The sequence below is a fragment of the Sphingomonas sp. Leaf407 genome (assembly GCF_001425385.1).
In the GTDB taxonomy this organism is placed as follows: domain Bacteria; phylum Pseudomonadota; class Alphaproteobacteria; order Sphingomonadales; family Sphingomonadaceae; genus Sphingomonas.
This window is the reverse complement of the sequence record NZ_LMQO01000003.1, coordinates 67,107-82,146: the sequence shown is the minus strand read 5'-3', so window position 1 is coordinate 82,146 and position 15,040 is coordinate 67,107. Positions and strand designations below refer to the sequence as shown.

The following is a 15,040-nucleotide window of genomic DNA, read 5'->3' as shown; positions in this document are numbered from 1 at the left end:
GGACCAGCCGTCGATTTCGCCGAATACTGGCGCTGCTCCGGCGCAGGCGATAGCGTGGGGTCATGACAAGTCCACGACCCGGCGGCCGCATCCTCGTCGACGCGCTGCGCATCCATGGTTGCGACCGCATCTTCCACGTTCCGGGCGAAAGCTTCCTCGCGGTGCTCGACGCGCTGCACGACACGCCCGCCATCAATCTCGTGACCTGCCGGCAGGAAGGCGGCGTCGGCTTCATGGCCTGTGCCGATGCGGTGCTTACGGGCAAGCCCGGCGTCGCCTTCGTCACGCGCGGACCGGGGGCGACCAATGCCTCGATCGGGGTGCATGTCGCGATGCAGGATTCGGTGCCGATGCTGCTGTTCATCGGCGATGTCGACCGTGGCAATCGCGACCGCGAAGGGTTTCAGGAAGTTGATTTCCTGACGATGTTCGCTCCCTTGGCCAAGCTGGTGCTGCGCATCGACGATCCGGCGCGCATCCCCGAATATATCGCCCGCGCGTGGCGCACCGCGACCTCCGGCCGCCCCGGCCCGGTCGTGATCGCGCTGCCCGAGGACATGCTGGTCGAGCAGGCCGTTACCACCGACCGGCCGCCGCTCGCGAAACTCGAAGCCACGCTCGACCCGGCGGACTTCGCCGATCTGCTGGGTCAGTTGCGCCGCGCCGAACGCCCGGTCGCGATCGTCGGCGGCGCAGGGTGGGACAAGGCGACCGGCGCCGCCTTCGCCGCCTTCGCCAAAGACTGGGGCCTGCCCGTCGCCGGCGCGTTCCGCCGGCAGGACGCCATCGCCAACGACACCCGCGCCTGGGCCGGCAACCTCGGCTACGGCCCCTCGCCCAAATTGGTGCAGCGGATCAAGGACGCCGACCTGCTGCTCGTCGTCGGCGCGCGGCTGGGCGAGGCGACGACCGACGGCTACACGCTCATCACCCCCGAGCATCCGGGCCAGACGCTGATCCACGTCCATCCGGACCCGGCCGAACTCGACCGCGTCTACCGCACCGATATCGCTGTCGCCGCCGATCCGTTCGCCTTCGCCGCCATGCTCGCCCGCGCCGAACCGCCGGCCAATCCGCATCCCTCGGGTGCCGAAGCCCATGCCGAATGGCTCGCATGGTCGACCCCCGCGCCGCGCGACGTCACGCTCGACCTCGGCCAATGCGTCGCGGCGATGCGCGAGCGGCTGTCGGGCCACGACACGATCATCTGCAACGGCGCGGGCAATTTCTCGGGCTGGTGGCATCGCTACTGGCATTATGGCTGGTCGGGCACGCAGCTTGCCCCGACCTGCGGCGCGATGGGCTATGGCGTCCCCGCCGCCGTCGCCGCCGCGCTGCGCGAACCGGACAAACTGGCGGTCGCGGTGGCGGGCGACGGCGATTTCCTGATGAACGGGCAGGAACTCGCCACCGCCGTGCAGCACGGCGCGGACCTGCTCGTCATCGTCGTCGACAACGGCGGCTACGGCACGATCCGCATGCACCAGGAACGCGAATACCCTGCGCGCCTAAGCGGCACCGCGCTCGCCAACCCCGATTTCGCCGCGCTCGCCCGCGCCCATGGCGGCTGGGCCGAAACTGTCGAAACGACGGCGGAGTTCGCCCCCGCGCTCGACCGCGCGCTGGCGCGAAGCGGCGTCCGCCTGCTCCACCTGAAAACCGACATCGAGGTCATCACCCACGGCACCACCATCGCCGCGATCCGCGCGCGATAGGCCGAAACGAAAAGAGCCGCCCCGGTTTCCCGGAGCGGCTCTTTGACACCATTCGCCACTACGTCGGCGATACGCGGTGCCGTACGGCTCAGATCTTGTCGCCGAGCGCGCCCTTGACGCTGCCCTTGACGTCCTGACCGGTGCCCTTGGCCTGCTGGGCCTCGCCTTCGGCTTCCAGCCGCTCGTTGTCGGTCGCCTTGCCTACGGCTTCCTTGACGTTGCCGGCGATCTTGTTGCCGGCGGCGGCGAGCTTGTCGGTGAATTCACCCATGATTGGCTCCTGCGGGTTGGCGAGGTTTCCCTCGCTGGATTGCGATGATACAAACTACCATCACCACCACGGGTTCCATTAAACTTAATTCATATCAGACCGGCGAGCGGGCTCGACGGATCGGCATAGCGCCGCCGCTGCATGCGCCCCGCCAGATACCCCATGCGCCCGGCCTCGACCGCCGCCTTCATCGCGGCGGCCATCAGCACCGGGTCCTTCGCCTCGGCGATCGCGGTATTCATCAGCACGCCGTCGCAGCCCAGCTCCATCGCCACCGCCGCATCGGACGCCTGGCCAACGCCGGCATCGACCAGCACCGGCACCTTCGCCCCCTCGACGATCAGCCGGATCGTCACGAGGTTCTGGATGCCCAATCCCGACCCGATCGGCGCGCCCAGCGGCATGATCGCGACCGCGCCGACATCCTCCAGCCGTTTCGCGGCGATCGGATCGTCGACGCAATAGACCATCGGCAGGAACCCTTCCTTGGCCAGCACTTCGGTCGCGCGCAGCGTCTCGACCATGTCGGGATACAGCGTGCGCGCCTCGCCCAGCACCTCCAGCTTGACGAGGTCCCACCCGCCCGCCTCGCGCGCCAGCCGCAGCGTGCGGATCGCGCTGTCGGCATCGAAACAGCCGGCGGTATTGGGCAGATAGGTGATCTTCTTCGGATCGATATAGTCGGTCAGCATCGGCGCCTTGGGATCGCTGACGTTCACGCGGCGCACCGCCACGGTCACGATCTCGGCACCCGATGCGGCGACGGCGGCGGCGTTCTGTTCGAAATCCTTGTACTTGCCGGTGCCGACGATCAGCCGCGAACGGAACGTCCGGCCCGCCACGCTCCAGCGATCATCGGCCACCTTCGCCCCATGATCGCCGCCGCCGACGAAGTGGACGATCTCCAGATCGTCGCCATCCTCGACCACGACCTGCGCCAGTGTCGATCGCGGCACGACCTCCAGATTGCGCTCGACCGCGACCTTCTCGGGCACCAGTCCGATCTGCGCGGCCAGCTCGGCCAGCGTGATCCCGTCGCGGATCCGCCTGTGCTCGCCGTTGACCGTGATGGTGATGGTGCCGTCGCTGTGCATGTCGTCTCCTGTCGGGGCACGCCAAAGTCTCGACTTGCGCCCCCCGGTCCGGGTATGGTGCGCTGCATATAGGGACCGCGCCCGCGCACCCGCAACCGAAAGCCGCCGCCCGTGCCATCCCCCGCGCCCGCCACCGTCTATGTCCTGAACGGCCCGAACCTGAACCTGCTGGGCCTGCGCGAGCCCGAAATCTATGGGCAGGACACGCTCGACGACATCGCCGGCATGCTGGAGGATCGCGCGCGCGAGCTGGGCCTCGCCATCGATCTGCGCCAGTCGAACCACGAAGGCCATCTGATCGACTGGCTGCACGAGGCGCAGGCGGAAGGGGCGAAGGCGGTGCTGCTCAACGCCGGCGGCTTCACCCACACCTCGGTCGCGATCCATGACGCGATCAAGGCGGTGAAGACCCCGGTGATCGAGGTCCATCTGTCCAACCCGCACAAGCGCGAGGACTTCCGCCACACCAGTTTCATCGGGCGCGCGGCACGGGGCACCGTCGCCGGGTTCGGCGCGCTCTCCTATCTGGTCGCGCTTGAAGCGGCCGCCCGCATCTGACACAGGCGCGGTTTTTTGAGAATCGTTAAGGGGTAGGCATGGCAGACGACAATCAGGGCGAAGGAACGCCGTTCACCAGCCACGCGATGCGCGTCGACATCGATCTGGTCCGCGCGCTGGCGCAGGTGCTCGACGAAACCGATCTGACCGAGGTCGAGGTCGAGGACGGCGCGCGCAAGGTCCGCGTGGTGCGCAAACATGCGCCGGTACAGGCGGCAAACTATGCCCCGGCCTATGCCCCCGCCCCCGTCCAGCCGCAACTGGCGGCCGCCACCACCACGATCGAGGCCGCCGCCGCCGTCGCCCCGGTCAGCGCGGTGCCGCCCGTCACATCGCCGATGGTCGGCACCGTCTATCTGGCGGCCAATCCCGAAGCCAAGCCGTTCGTCGCGGTCGGCCAGAAGGTGTCGGCCGGCGACACGCTGGTCATCATCGAGGCGATGAAGGTCATGAACCCGATCGTCGCCCCGGCGGCGGGCACCGTAACGCAGGTCCTGGTATCGAACGGCCAGCCGGTCGAATTCGACCAGCCGCTGGTAGTCGTCGAATAACATGCCCGACATCAAGAAACTGCTGATCGCCAACCGCGGCGAAATCGCGCTGCGCATCCACCGCGCCTGCCACGAAATGGGGATCAAGACGGTCGCGGTCCATTCGACCGCCGATGCCGACGCGATGCACGTGCGGCTGGCGGACGAGGCGATCTGCATTGGCCCCCCGTCGGCGACCGACAGCTATCTCAACATCCCCAACATCATCTCGGCCGCCGAGATCAGCGGCGCGGACGCGATCCATCCGGGCTATGGCTTCCTGTCGGAAAACGCCAAGTTCGCCGAGATCGTCGAGCTGCACAATCTGATCTTCGTGGGGCCGAAGCCCGAGCACATCCGGGTGATGGGCGACAAGGTGGAGGCCAAGCGCACCGCCGGCAAGCTCGGCCTGCCGCTCGTCCCCGGCTCCGACGGCCCGATCGCCGATGTCGAGGAAGCCAAGGCGATCGCCGCGTCGATCGGCTATCCGGTCATCATCAAGGCGGCCTCGGGCGGCGGCGGCCGCGGCATGAAGGTCTGCAATTCCGAGGACCAGCTCGAAACGCTGATGCAGCAGGCCGGCTCCGAGGCGAAGGCGGCGTTCGGCGACGCCACCGTCTATATGGAGAAATATCTCGGCAACCCGCGCCACATCGAGTTCCAGGTGTTCGGCGACGGCAACGGCCAGGCGATCCATCTGGGCGAACGCGACTGTTCGCTGCAACGCCGCCACCAGAAGGTGCTGGAGGAAGCCCCCTCCCCCGTATTGTCGGAGGAAGAGCGCAACCGCATGGGCATGGTCTGTGCGAAGGCGATGGCCGACATGGCCTATCGTGGTGCTGGCACGATCGAATTCCTGTGGGAAAACGGCGAGTTCTATTTTATCGAAATGAACACCCGGCTTCAGGTCGAACATCCGGTCACGGAAATGATTACCGGCATCGATCTGGTTCGCGAACAGATTCGCGTCGCCGAAGGGCATGGCCTCACCTGTGGTCAGGAACAGGTCCGTTTCCACGGCCATGCGATCGAATGCCGCATCAATGCCGAGGACCCGAAGACCTTTGCCCCCTCGCCCGGCACGGTGAAGCATTTCCACGCGCCCGGCGGGATGCACGTCCGCGTCGACAGCGGCCTGTACGCCGGCTACCGCGTGCCGCCCTATTACGACAGCATGATCGCCAAGCTGATCGTCTATGGCACCACCCGCGAACGCTGCATCATGCGCCTGCGCCGCGCGCTGGAGGAATTCGTGATCGAGGGGATGAAGACCACCATCCCGCTGCATCAGGCGCTGATCGACGATCCGCAGTTCAACCAGGGCGACTATACGATCAAGTGGCTGGAGGAATGGCTGGCCCGCAACCCGGACTGACCCTCTCCGGCGGGGAGGGCACGGTCCTCCCCGCCGGAACCCGCATATCCCGATCGCCGCCAACGTCATCCCAGCGAAGGCTGGGATCTCCCGGTGACAGCACGCGACAAGAACCGCGAGAGGCCCCAGCCTTCGCTGGGGCGACGTTTAGGGAAAGCTCGGATCGATCGCCGCTGAGCGACAGCCATGGATGTTCGTCATTCCCGCGCAGGCGGGAATCCATAACCGCCGACGTTTCAGCCAGACCCGCAACGCTGGCGCATATGGACTCCCGCCTGCGCGGAAGTGACGACGTATGATGGAGCAAGTCGCCGGCACCGGCGAACAGAATGCCGATCGGACTTGGGGAACACCATGAACGCGACGATCTATCACAACCCGCGCTGCTCGAAATCGCGCGCCGCGCTCGCGCTGCTCACCCAAGCCGGCGCGACCGTGACCGTCGTCGAATATCTCAAGACCCCGCCCGACGCCGAAACCCTCGGCGCCCTGTTCGCCCGCGCCGGCATTACCGCGCGCGAAGCGCTGCGCACCGGCGAAGCCGAAGCGAAAGCGCTGAAGGGTGCCGATGACGCCGCGATCCTCGCCGCGATGGCCGCGCATCCGATCCTGATCGAACGCCCGATCGTCGCGACCGACAAGGGCGTCGTGATCGCCCGTCCACCCGAACGGCTGCTCGACCTGCTCTGAAGCGCTGTCCTACAGCGGCGCGCCCTGCCATGCTCGCCGCCTTCGCGTGCGGCATGGGCCAGCGCATCGATCGGGGGAGGCAGGAACAGCAACGAAACACGTCGTTAGTGTAAACTTTGTAAACTTTGGACCGGGCGCATTCGACTAACCCGCCGTAATCGCTTGGAACCGTAACGTTTGCCTGTCATTGCATCGGCCATGGCGCTTCATACCCCTCCGCTCGACCCGAACCGCAACTGCTGGCGGATCGAGCAGGCCACCCGCGCGACCGTGCTGGTCGATGCCGATAATTATTTCGCCGCCGCCCGCGCCGCGATGCTCAAAGCCCGCAAACAGATCCTGCTGATCGGCTGGGATTTCGATGCGCGCATCCGCTTCAAGACCGATGCGGCGACCGAAGGCCCTGAAAAGGTTGGCGAATTCATAAGCTGGCTGGTCCGCCGGACGCCGGGGCTTCAGGTCCATATCCTGCGGTGGGATACCGGCGCGATCAAGACGCTGTTCCACGGCCAGACCCTGCTGCGCATCGCCAAATGGATCAACGATCCGCAGGTCCACCTCCGGCTCGACGGGCATCATCCGGTCGCCGGATCGCATCACCAGAAGGTGGTCGTGATCGACGACGACGTCGCCTTCTGCGGTGGCATCGACATGACCGTCGACCGGTGGGACACGCGCGAACATATCGACGACGATCCCCGCAGGATCGAACCCGACGGCACCCCCTACAAGCCGTGGCACGACGTCACCACCGCCCTGGAAGGGCCGATCGCCGCTGCGCTCGGCGACATGTGCCGCGCCCGCTGGCAGGTGTCGGGCGGCGAGGACCTGCCCCGGCCGACCGATGCCGGTGGCTGCTGGCCCGACGGGCTGGAAGCCGACTTCACCGATGTCGAGGTCGCGATTGCCCGCACCATCCCCGAAATGGCCGAACAGGTGCCGGTCCACGAGATCGAGGCGCTCTACCTCGACCTGATCGCCCGCGCCGAACGCTTCATCTATGCCGAGAGCCAGTATTTCGCCTCGCGCAAGGTCGCCGAGGCGATCGCCCGGCGGCTCGACGAGGCCGATGGCCCGGAAGTCGTGATCGTCAACCCGACCACTGCCGAAGGCTGGCTGGAGCCGATCGCGATGGATTCGGCGCGCGCCCGGATTTTCCAGGCGCTCAAGGAACGCGACCGGCATGACCGGCTGCGGCTCTATCATCCCTTCACCGCCGGCGGCACGGCGATCTACGTCCATGCCAAGGTGACGGTGATCGACGACCAGTTGCTGCGCGTCGGCTCATCCAACTTCAACAACCGTTCGCTCCGGCTCGACACCGAATGCGACGTGACGATCGACGCGACCCGCAGCGCCAACGCCGACGAACGCCGCACCATCGCTGGCATCCGCGATTCGCTGCTCGCCGAACACCTCGACGTAACCTGTCAGGTGGTACAGGACACGCTGGCACGGACGGACTCGCTGATCGCGACGATCGAGGAACTGCGCGGGGACGGCCGCTCGCTGCGGCCCTATGAGATTCCCGACCTCAACGGCGTCATGGAATGGCTGGCCGACAACAAGGTCCTCGATCCCGAAGGTCCCGAGGAGATGTTCGAGGCCTTCTCGACCCGCAAGCCGCTGCTGCGCCGGCTGGCGAAGCACCGCCCGCATCTCCACCGCGCCGACGACACCCTGTCCCCGGTGGTGACGGCGGTCGCGGTCGGCGGCGTGGTAGCCGGTGGGACGCTGGTGGGAATGATGCTATGGCAGGCGTGGAACAAGCGACAGCGGTAGAGGCGCGCAGATGCTCTGGGGACTGGCGATCTGGGCTTGGCTGCAATTCACGGTCAGCGTGATCGCACTACGGTACGATGTTCCCCGATGGCTGACGCCAATCGTCGCACTTGTCGGAGTATCGTTGCTCGTCATCCAGATGTGGCGATGGTTCCATGACGGGGCGCCCTTCGAACCGGATGCCGTGTTCTTGTTGTGGTTGGCAGGAATGTTCTGCGACAGCATCGTCGGCCTGATCGCCCGCCGTGGCTGGCCGAAGCCTGTCGCGAAAAGCTGAAACCGGGCGGGGGCGATAGCGCCCCCGCACCGACCCCGGACTTAGTTGCTGTCCGAGTTGTCGTCGTCGACCGCGATGTACACGCCGCCCGCGACGATCGCCGCTGCGAGCAGCAGGAACACGATGCCGCCGCCGGCCAGCTTGTTCGATGCCTTCTGCGGCGCGCTCGCGCGGACCGACTTGGCGATCGACAGGGCCGACGCATTCTGGGCGTTGGCGGCGATCGGGGCGGCGACCAGCGCACTTGCAGCAAGCGCGGTGAGGAACTTCGAAACCATGGCATTATCTCCCTTGCCTCGGCCCGACGCCACGACGTGCGGCGTCGAATACCGATCAACAGGACGATAACGGGTTCCATTGACGGGACAATGGAATTGCCGGGAATCCGCCGGAATGGATGCGGTTGCGTACCGATTGTAGCTTTGCTGCAACGCACGGAGAGGTTCGGGCACCATAGTCACACCAAAACTTGCTGCACATGCACAATGATCGCCACGCCACGTGCCGCACGAAACCCGCTGGCACCCGCGACCTCCGCGCGCTAGAGGCGCTGGCCATGACCCAGATCACGCCCGAGATCGTCGCCGAACACGGCCTGAGCCCCGAAGAATATGAGCGCGTGCTCCACGCCATGGGGCGCGAGCCGAACCTCACCGAACTCGGCATCTTCTCGGTCATGTGGTCAGAACATTGCAGCTATAAATCCAGCCGCATCCACCTGAAGAAGCTGCCGACGACCGGGCGGCAGGTCATCTGCGGCCCGGGCGAGAACGCCGGCGTCATCGACATCGGCGACGGACAGGCGGCGATCTTCAAGATGGAGAGCCACAACCACCCGTCGTACATCGAACCCTATCAGGGGGCGGCGACCGGTGTCGGCGGCATCCTGCGCGACGTGTTCACGATGGGCGCGCGCCCGATCGCGAACCTCAACGCGCTGCGCTTCGGCCGGCCCGATCATCCCAAGATGCGCCATCTGATCGCGGGCGTCGTCCACGGCATCGGCGGCTATGGCAATTGCGTCGGCGTGCCGACCGTCGGCGGGGAAGTGAACTTCCACCCGGCGTATGACGGCAACATCCTCGTCAACGCGATGACCGTCGGCATCGCCGACACGGACAAAATCTTCTATTCGGCCGCCAGCGGCATCGGCAATCCGATCGTCTATGTCGGTTCCAAGACCGGACGCGACGGCATCCACGGCGCGACCATGGCCTCGGCCGATTTCGGCGAGGATGCCGAGGAGAAGCGCCCGACCGTGCAGGTCGGCGATCCCTTCACCGAAAAGCTGCTGATCGAGGCGTGCCTCGAACTGATGGCGTCGGACGCGATCGTCGCGATTCAGGACATGGGTGCGGCCGGCCTCACCTCCTCGTCGGTGGAAATGGCGTCGAAGGGCGGGGTCGGCATCGAACTGGTGATGGACGACGTGCCGCAGCGCGAACGCGGCATGACCCCGTATGAGATGATGCTGTCGGAAAGCCAGGAGCGGATGCTCATGGTGCTGAAACCCGGCCGCGAGGATTTCGCCAAGGCGATCTTCGACAAATGGGAACTGGACTTCGCGGTGATCGGCCATGTTACCGACACCGGCCGCATGGTGCTGAAATGGCAGGGCGATGTGGTGGCGGACATTCCGCTAGGGCCGCTTGCCGACGACGCACCGCTCTATGACCGGCCGCATGTGCCAACGCCAAAGCCCGCCGAACTGACCGACGTGCCCGAATCCACCGATCCGGCCGCCGATCTGCTCAAGCTGATGGGATCGCCCGACATCGCCAGCCGCCGCTGGATCTGGGAACAATATGACCACATGGTTGGTGCCGACACGGTGCAGCGCCCCGGCGGCGACGCGGCGGTGGTGCGGGTGCATGGCACGCGCAAGGCGCTAGCGATGACCACCGACTGCACGCCGCGCTATTGCTTCGCCGATCCGGTCGAGGGCGGGAAACAGGCGATCGCCGAGGCGTATCGTAACCTTACCGCGGTCGGCGCGACGCCGCTGGCCGTCACCAACTGCCTCAACTTCGCCAACCCGCAGCGCCCCGAAATCATGGGCCAGATCGTCAGCTGCCTCGACGGGATGAGCGAGGCGTGTCGCGCGCTCGACTTCCCTATCGTGTCGGGCAACGTGTCGCTCTACAATGAATCGAAGGCGACCGGCGGTGGCTCGGCGATCCTGCCGACCCCGGCGATCGGCGGCGTCGGGCTGTTGGCCGACTGGGAAAAGTCGGCGACGATCGCGTTCAAGCAAACCGGCGACATCATCCTGCGCGTCGGCGACCGTACCGGCCCGCTCGGCCAGTCGCTGTGGCTGCGTGAGCTGCACGGCCGTGAGGAAGGCCCGCCACCGCCGGTCGATCTCGATGGCGAGCGCCGCACCGGTGGCTATATCCGCCAGGCGATCCTGTCGGGTCAGATCACCGCATGCCACGACGTGTCCGACGGCGGCGTCGCGGTAACGGTCGCAGAAATGGCACTCGCCGGGAACGTCGGTGCGATCCTCGACCGCAAGCTGCCGTTCGACGACATCGCCCGCTCGCTGTTCGCCGAGGATCAGGGCGTCTATATCGTCACCGTCCACGACCATGCACTGCTGGGCTTCCTGCAGGGCGCGGAAAAGGCCGGGGTCGATGCCGAGCCGATCGGCCGGACCATCGGCAGCCGGATCATCTTCGAACTGGCCGACGGCGATTTCGCGGTATCGCTCGCCGATCTGCGCACCGCGCACGAGGGCTTCTTCCCGGCGCTCATGGGTGCAGACGCCGCCCTTGCCTGACCTTCCCCCCGCGCACCGTATCGCCACGCTCGATACGGTGCGCGGGGTAGCGGTGATGGGGATAGTATTCCTCAACATCGTGTCGTTCGCGATGCCGGAGGCGGCGTATCTGTCGCCGCGCGCCTATGGGCTGGACGGGCCGGCGGATCGCTGGACCTATTATGCGGTATTCGTCGCGTTCGACGGCAAGATGCGCGGGCTGTTCTCGTTCCTGTTCGGCGCTTCGCTGCTGCTGATCGCCGATCGCGCCGGGGACGATGCGGCGCTAGTCCATTATCGGCGCATGGCGTGGCTGCTGGTGCTGGGGCTGGCGCATGCCGTGCTGCTGTGGTCGGGCGATATCCTCGTCCAGTATGCGCTGATCGGGTCGGTCGCATTCCTGTTCCGCCATCATGAACCGTGGCGGCTGATCGCGTTCGGCGTGGCGCTGAGCGTCGTCGACCTGCTGCTCATGGGATCGATACCGCTGTCGTTTCTGGCGATGACAACGGCCCATACCGCGCAGGCCGCCGCCGGCCTTCGCGAGTTCGAGGAAGGCTTCGGCGTGCCCGATCCCGCCACGATCGCCGCGCAACTGGCGCTGTTCCGCGGCGGGTTCGGCGGCATCGTCGCGCATAATCTGAACCAACTGGCGATCAACCTGTCGAACACCGTCCTCATCGGGTTCGAAACCCTTGCGTACATGGTGTTCGGCATGGCCGCGCTGCGATCAGGCATGCTGACCGGCCAGTGGTCGCAGCGGCGCTACCTCGGTTGGGCCATCACCGGTATCGGCCTCGGCGGTGGCGGCTATACGCTGATCGCGGCATGGATGGCGTCGCGCGACCTCGACACGCTGGCGATCGTCGCAGGGCCGCTGGTGCTGGCGATCATGCCCCGTGCGATCATGATCGCCGGCTGGGCAGCCGTCCTCGTCCTGCCCGGCCGGGCACAGGGACCACTGGCACGGCGGCTGGCCGATGTCGGGCGGATGGCGCTCAGCAACTATCTCGCGACCAGCATCGTGATGTGCTTCCTGTTCTACGGCTGGGGGCTGGGCCTGTTCGGACGCTTTTCGCGCGCGGGTCTCTATCCGTTCGTCGCGGCGATGTGCATCGCCATGCTGCTCTGGTCGCCGTGGTGGCTGTCGCGCTTTCGCTATGGCCCGTTCGAGTGGCTGTGGCGGTCGTTGTCGCGGTGGCAGGTACAACCGATACGGATCAGCGCTCAATGAAACTTGCGATTGAAACGCAATAAGTGTTGCGACCGATTTGCACTAGCGCTATCAAGGCCCTGTCCAGAGCGAGGGGTCGATCATGGTCGTGTGCGTCTGCAATGCCATTCGGGAACGCGATGTCCGCCACGCGGCGCGCTGTGGTGCGAACACCACCTGCCAGGCCTATCGCGCGCTCGGCTGCCAGGCGAAATGTGGCCAGTGCGTACCGTTCGCGCGAGCCATTATCGATTCGGAACGCGCGGCTGCGTAGCGTTCGCAACCGCCCAAAGTCGCGGATTTCCGCCGATTTTTGGCTGTCACATTGCCGGCGATGCGCGTAGAACGATACCGATCATCAGATAAGGGACGGTATCCGTGAAGGGCGACGCCAAGGTCATCGAATTTCTCAACGAGGCGCTCAGGAACGAGCTGACGGCGGTCAACCAATATTGGTTGCACTATCGCCTGCTCGACCATTGGGGCGTCTACAAGCTCGCCCAGTTCGAACGGCATGAATCGATCGACGAGATGAAGCACGCCGACCGTCTGGCGGAGCGCATCCTGTTCCTCGACGGCCTGCCCAATTTCCAGCTTCTGGGCCGCCTGCGCGTCGGCGAAACGGTCGAGGAAGTGCTCAAGGCCGATCTCGCGATCGAGGTCGAGGCGGTGGCGCAGTTGCGTGAAGCCGTCGCCTATTGCGAAAGCGTGCGCGACTTCGTCAGCCGCGACCTGTTCGCCGAAATCCTCATGAACGAGGAAGAGCATGTCGACACGCTGGAAACCCAGTTCGAGATGATCGAACGCATGGGCATCCACAACTACATCCAGCTCAATTCGAAGTCCGAATACGACAAGATGGAAGGCTGAGGATTATCCCCGACCGTATCCGAAGGATGCGGTCGGGTCCCGGCCCGGTCAGATGACGGCGACGCGCCGTCCGAAACCGGCGGGCCGGCGCGTGGCGAGCGGGTTGCTGGTCCGCTCCAGCACCGCCAGCGTCGCGTCGAACAACGGACGCAGCCGGGCGACATGCTCCAGCGCCTCGGACGGATCGTCGTGCGTCTCGACGCAGCTTCGCGCGATCGTCTCGATCCCTTCGGCGATGTCCGCCAGCATTTCCGCGCCGAACTGGCGCGACTCGCCCTTCAACGTGTGCGCCGGCAACACCATCGCCGCCGCATTCGAATCGCGCATCGCCGATTCGATCGCCGAAACCGATTTCACGCCATCTTCGCGGAAATAGCCGAGAATGCGGACGAAGTTGCCGCCAAGCTCGGCGCGCGCGGCCGCAAGCGCCCCCGCATCGATCAGCCCCTGCTCCATCACGCCTGCCCTTGCCACCCGTTATGGCCCCGCACGAAGACCCGCCCGAAGGCTACCGGAACCCCGGTAAACAAAGGGTTACAATCAGGCGATCAGCAACCCCGCCAGCGCCGCCGACATCAGATTGGCAAGGCTGCCCGCGATCAGCGCGCGAATGCCGAGCCGGGCGATCATCGGCCGCTGATTGGGAGCCAGACTGCCCGTCACCGCCATCTGGATCGCGATCGACGAGAAATTGGCGAAACCGCACAGCGCGAAGGTGACGATCGCGATCGTCCGCGCCGACAGCGCGCTGCCCGCTTCGCCGAGCGAGATATAGGCGACGAATTCGTTCAGCACGACCTTCTGCCCGAACAGCCCGCCGGCGATGCCCGCCTCGCTCCACGGCACGTTCAGCAGGAACATGACCGGCGCGAAGACATAGCCGAGCAGCCGCTGGAAGCTGAGGTCGGCGACCCCGAACCAGTTGCCCACCCCGCCGAGCAAACCATTGGCGAGCGCGACCAGCGCGACGAACGCCAGCACCATCGCGCCGACCGCGACCGCCAGCTTGACGCCGGTCTGCGCGCCCTGCGCCGCCGCCATGATGAGGTTCGCCGGGCGCTCCTCGTCATGCGTCGCCTCGGCCAGCGCGATCGCTTCGGCCTCGCGGTCGTCGCCCAGCGGCAATTCGCCGGCGGGCGGCTCGGGCGTGTCGGGCATGATGATCTTGGCCATCAATATGCCGCCCGGCGCCGCCATGAAGCTGGCCGCCAGCAGGAAATCGATGCGGATGCCCATCGAGGCATAGGCGGCGAGGATCGTCCCCGCCACGCCGGCCATGCCGCTGGTCATCACCGTGAACAACTGCGCCGGGGTCAGGCCCGACAGATAGGGGCGGATGACGAGCGGCGATTCGCTCTGCCCGACGAAGATGTTGGCGGCAGCGCACAGCGATTCGACCTTGCTGACGCCGATCACCTTTTCGATGCCGCCGCCGATCCAGCGCACCACCAACTGCATGATGCCGAGATAATAGAGGATCGACACCAGCGAGGCGAAGAAGATGATGACCGGCAGCGCGGCGATGGCGAAGCTGGTGCCGCCGATCTCGGGCCGGGCCAGCGGCCCGAACAGGAAGGTGGTGCCGGCATTGGCATAGCCCAGCAGATTGGCGACGCCACCCGACAGGAAGCCCAGCACGCCCTTGCCCCATGGCGTATAGAGCACCAGCACGGCGATCCCGGCCTGAAGCGCAAAGGCCGACCCCACGACGCGCGGCCGGATCGCCCGGCGGTTGGTGGACAGCGCGACGGCGATCGCGAGAATCACGACGATGCCGGCTATGCCGATGAGAAACCGTGTCATGTGAAGCTGAACTACCCTACCCCGTCGCCCGTCCGCCAAGGCAACCCAAACGCCGGTGACATGCCATGGCGCGCTCGCCGATGCCAGCCGAGACAAACGCTTTT

The 15,040-nt window shown here is 66.1% G+C and carries 16 protein-coding genes; 11 read left to right on the top strand and 5 right to left on the bottom strand.

Translation table 11 applies throughout. From position 1 onward, the window contains the following. The first annotated feature begins 62 nt into the window (after window positions 1-62). Complete coding sequence (locus ASG37_RS09755) at window positions 63-1,715, top strand: thiamine pyrophosphate-binding protein (protein ID WP_055759060.1); 1,653 nt, start codon at window positions 63-65, stop codon at window positions 1,713-1,715. Between the two features lie 88 nt (window positions 1,716-1,803). On the opposite strand, the gene ASG37_RS09750 is transcribed toward ASG37_RS09755, so the two are convergent. Then, entirely contained in the window at window positions 1,804-1,986 is a 183-nt protein-coding gene (locus tag ASG37_RS09750; RefSeq protein ID WP_055759057.1) for a CsbD family protein, read from the bottom strand. Window positions 1,987-2,075: 89 nt separating this feature from the next. After that, a complete protein-coding gene (gene thiS / locus ASG37_RS09745; RefSeq protein WP_082448216.1) occupies window positions 2,076-3,080 on the bottom strand; it encodes a sulfur carrier protein ThiS in 1,005 nt (334 codons plus the stop codon). 111 nt (window positions 3,081-3,191) lie between these two features. On the opposite strand from thiS, the gene aroQ reads away from it, so the two are divergent. From aroQ to ASG37_RS17665, 6 genes are all read left to right on the top strand, one after another. Next, window positions 3,192-3,638 (top strand): type II 3-dehydroquinate dehydratase, encoded by a 447-nt coding sequence (gene aroQ, locus ASG37_RS09740; protein ID WP_055759054.1) that lies wholly within the window; start codon window positions 3,192-3,194, stop codon window positions 3,636-3,638. Window positions 3,639-3,676: 38 nt separating this feature from the next. Then, a complete protein-coding gene (gene accB, locus ASG37_RS09735; RefSeq protein WP_055759051.1) occupies window positions 3,677-4,189 on the top strand; it encodes an acetyl-CoA carboxylase biotin carboxyl carrier protein in 513 nt (170 codons plus the stop codon). 1 nt (window position 4,190) lies between these two features. Next, on the top strand, window positions 4,191-5,543 hold the full coding sequence (gene accC / locus ASG37_RS09730; protein WP_055759048.1) for an acetyl-CoA carboxylase biotin carboxylase subunit: 1,353 nt from the start codon (window positions 4,191-4,193) through the stop codon (window positions 5,541-5,543). 354 nt (window positions 5,544-5,897) lie between these two features. Further along, entirely contained in the window at window positions 5,898-6,233 is a 336-nt protein-coding gene (gene arsC, locus ASG37_RS09725) for an arsenate reductase (glutaredoxin) (protein ID WP_055759045.1), read from the top strand. A 198-nt stretch (window positions 6,234-6,431) separates the two neighbouring features. Beyond that, window positions 6,432-8,015, top strand: a complete 1,584-nt coding sequence (locus tag ASG37_RS09720; RefSeq protein WP_055759042.1) for a phospholipase D-like domain-containing protein — start codon at window positions 6,432-6,434, stop codon at window positions 8,013-8,015. 10 nt (window positions 8,016-8,025) lie between these two features. Further along, entirely contained in the window at window positions 8,026-8,292 is a 267-nt protein-coding gene (locus ASG37_RS17665) for a hypothetical protein (RefSeq protein ID WP_156349106.1), read from the top strand. 41 nt (window positions 8,293-8,333) lie between these two features. Here the strand turns inward: ASG37_RS17665 and ASG37_RS09715 are convergent, their stop codons facing one another. Beyond that, complete coding sequence (locus tag ASG37_RS09715) at window positions 8,334-8,570, bottom strand: hypothetical protein (RefSeq protein ID WP_055759039.1); 237 nt, start codon at window positions 8,568-8,570, stop codon at window positions 8,334-8,336. Window positions 8,571-8,848: 278 nt separating this feature from the next. On the opposite strand from ASG37_RS09715, the gene purL reads away from it, so the two are divergent. The 4 genes from purL to bfr all read left to right on the top strand — a co-directional run bounded on the left by purL (window position 8,849) and on the right by bfr (window position 13,133). Continuing rightward, window positions 8,849-11,071: a phosphoribosylformylglycinamidine synthase subunit PurL gene (gene purL, locus ASG37_RS09710; protein ID WP_055760423.1), complete on the top strand. Its 2,223-nt coding sequence runs from the start codon at window positions 8,849-8,851 to the stop codon at window positions 11,069-11,071. Continuing rightward, entirely contained in the window at window positions 11,064-12,284 is a 1,221-nt protein-coding gene (locus ASG37_RS09705; RefSeq protein WP_156349105.1) for a DUF418 domain-containing protein, read from the top strand. The genes purL and ASG37_RS09705 overlap by 8 nt, the downstream gene beginning before the upstream one ends. Window positions 12,285-12,366: 82 nt before the next feature. Beyond that, window positions 12,367-12,537, top strand: a complete 171-nt coding sequence (locus ASG37_RS09700) for a bacterioferritin-associated ferredoxin (protein ID WP_055759032.1) — start codon at window positions 12,367-12,369, stop codon at window positions 12,535-12,537. A 104-nt stretch (window positions 12,538-12,641) separates the two neighbouring features. Further along, entirely contained in the window at window positions 12,642-13,133 is a 492-nt protein-coding gene (gene bfr, locus ASG37_RS09695) for a bacterioferritin (RefSeq protein ID WP_055759029.1), read from the top strand. Window positions 13,134-13,181: 48 nt separating this feature from the next. On the opposite strand, the gene ASG37_RS09690 is transcribed toward bfr, so the two are convergent. Both ASG37_RS09690 and ASG37_RS09685 read right to left on the bottom strand, forming a co-directional pair. After that, window positions 13,182-13,589, bottom strand: coding sequence for an Hpt domain-containing protein (locus tag ASG37_RS09690; protein ID WP_082448214.1), 408 nt, complete (start codon window positions 13,587-13,589; stop codon window positions 13,182-13,184). Between the two features lie 84 nt (window positions 13,590-13,673). Next, window positions 13,674-14,936: a NupC/NupG family nucleoside CNT transporter gene (locus ASG37_RS09685; protein WP_055759027.1), complete on the bottom strand. Its 1,263-nt coding sequence runs from the start codon at window positions 14,934-14,936 to the stop codon at window positions 13,674-13,676. Window positions 14,937-15,040 lie beyond the last annotated feature (104 nt).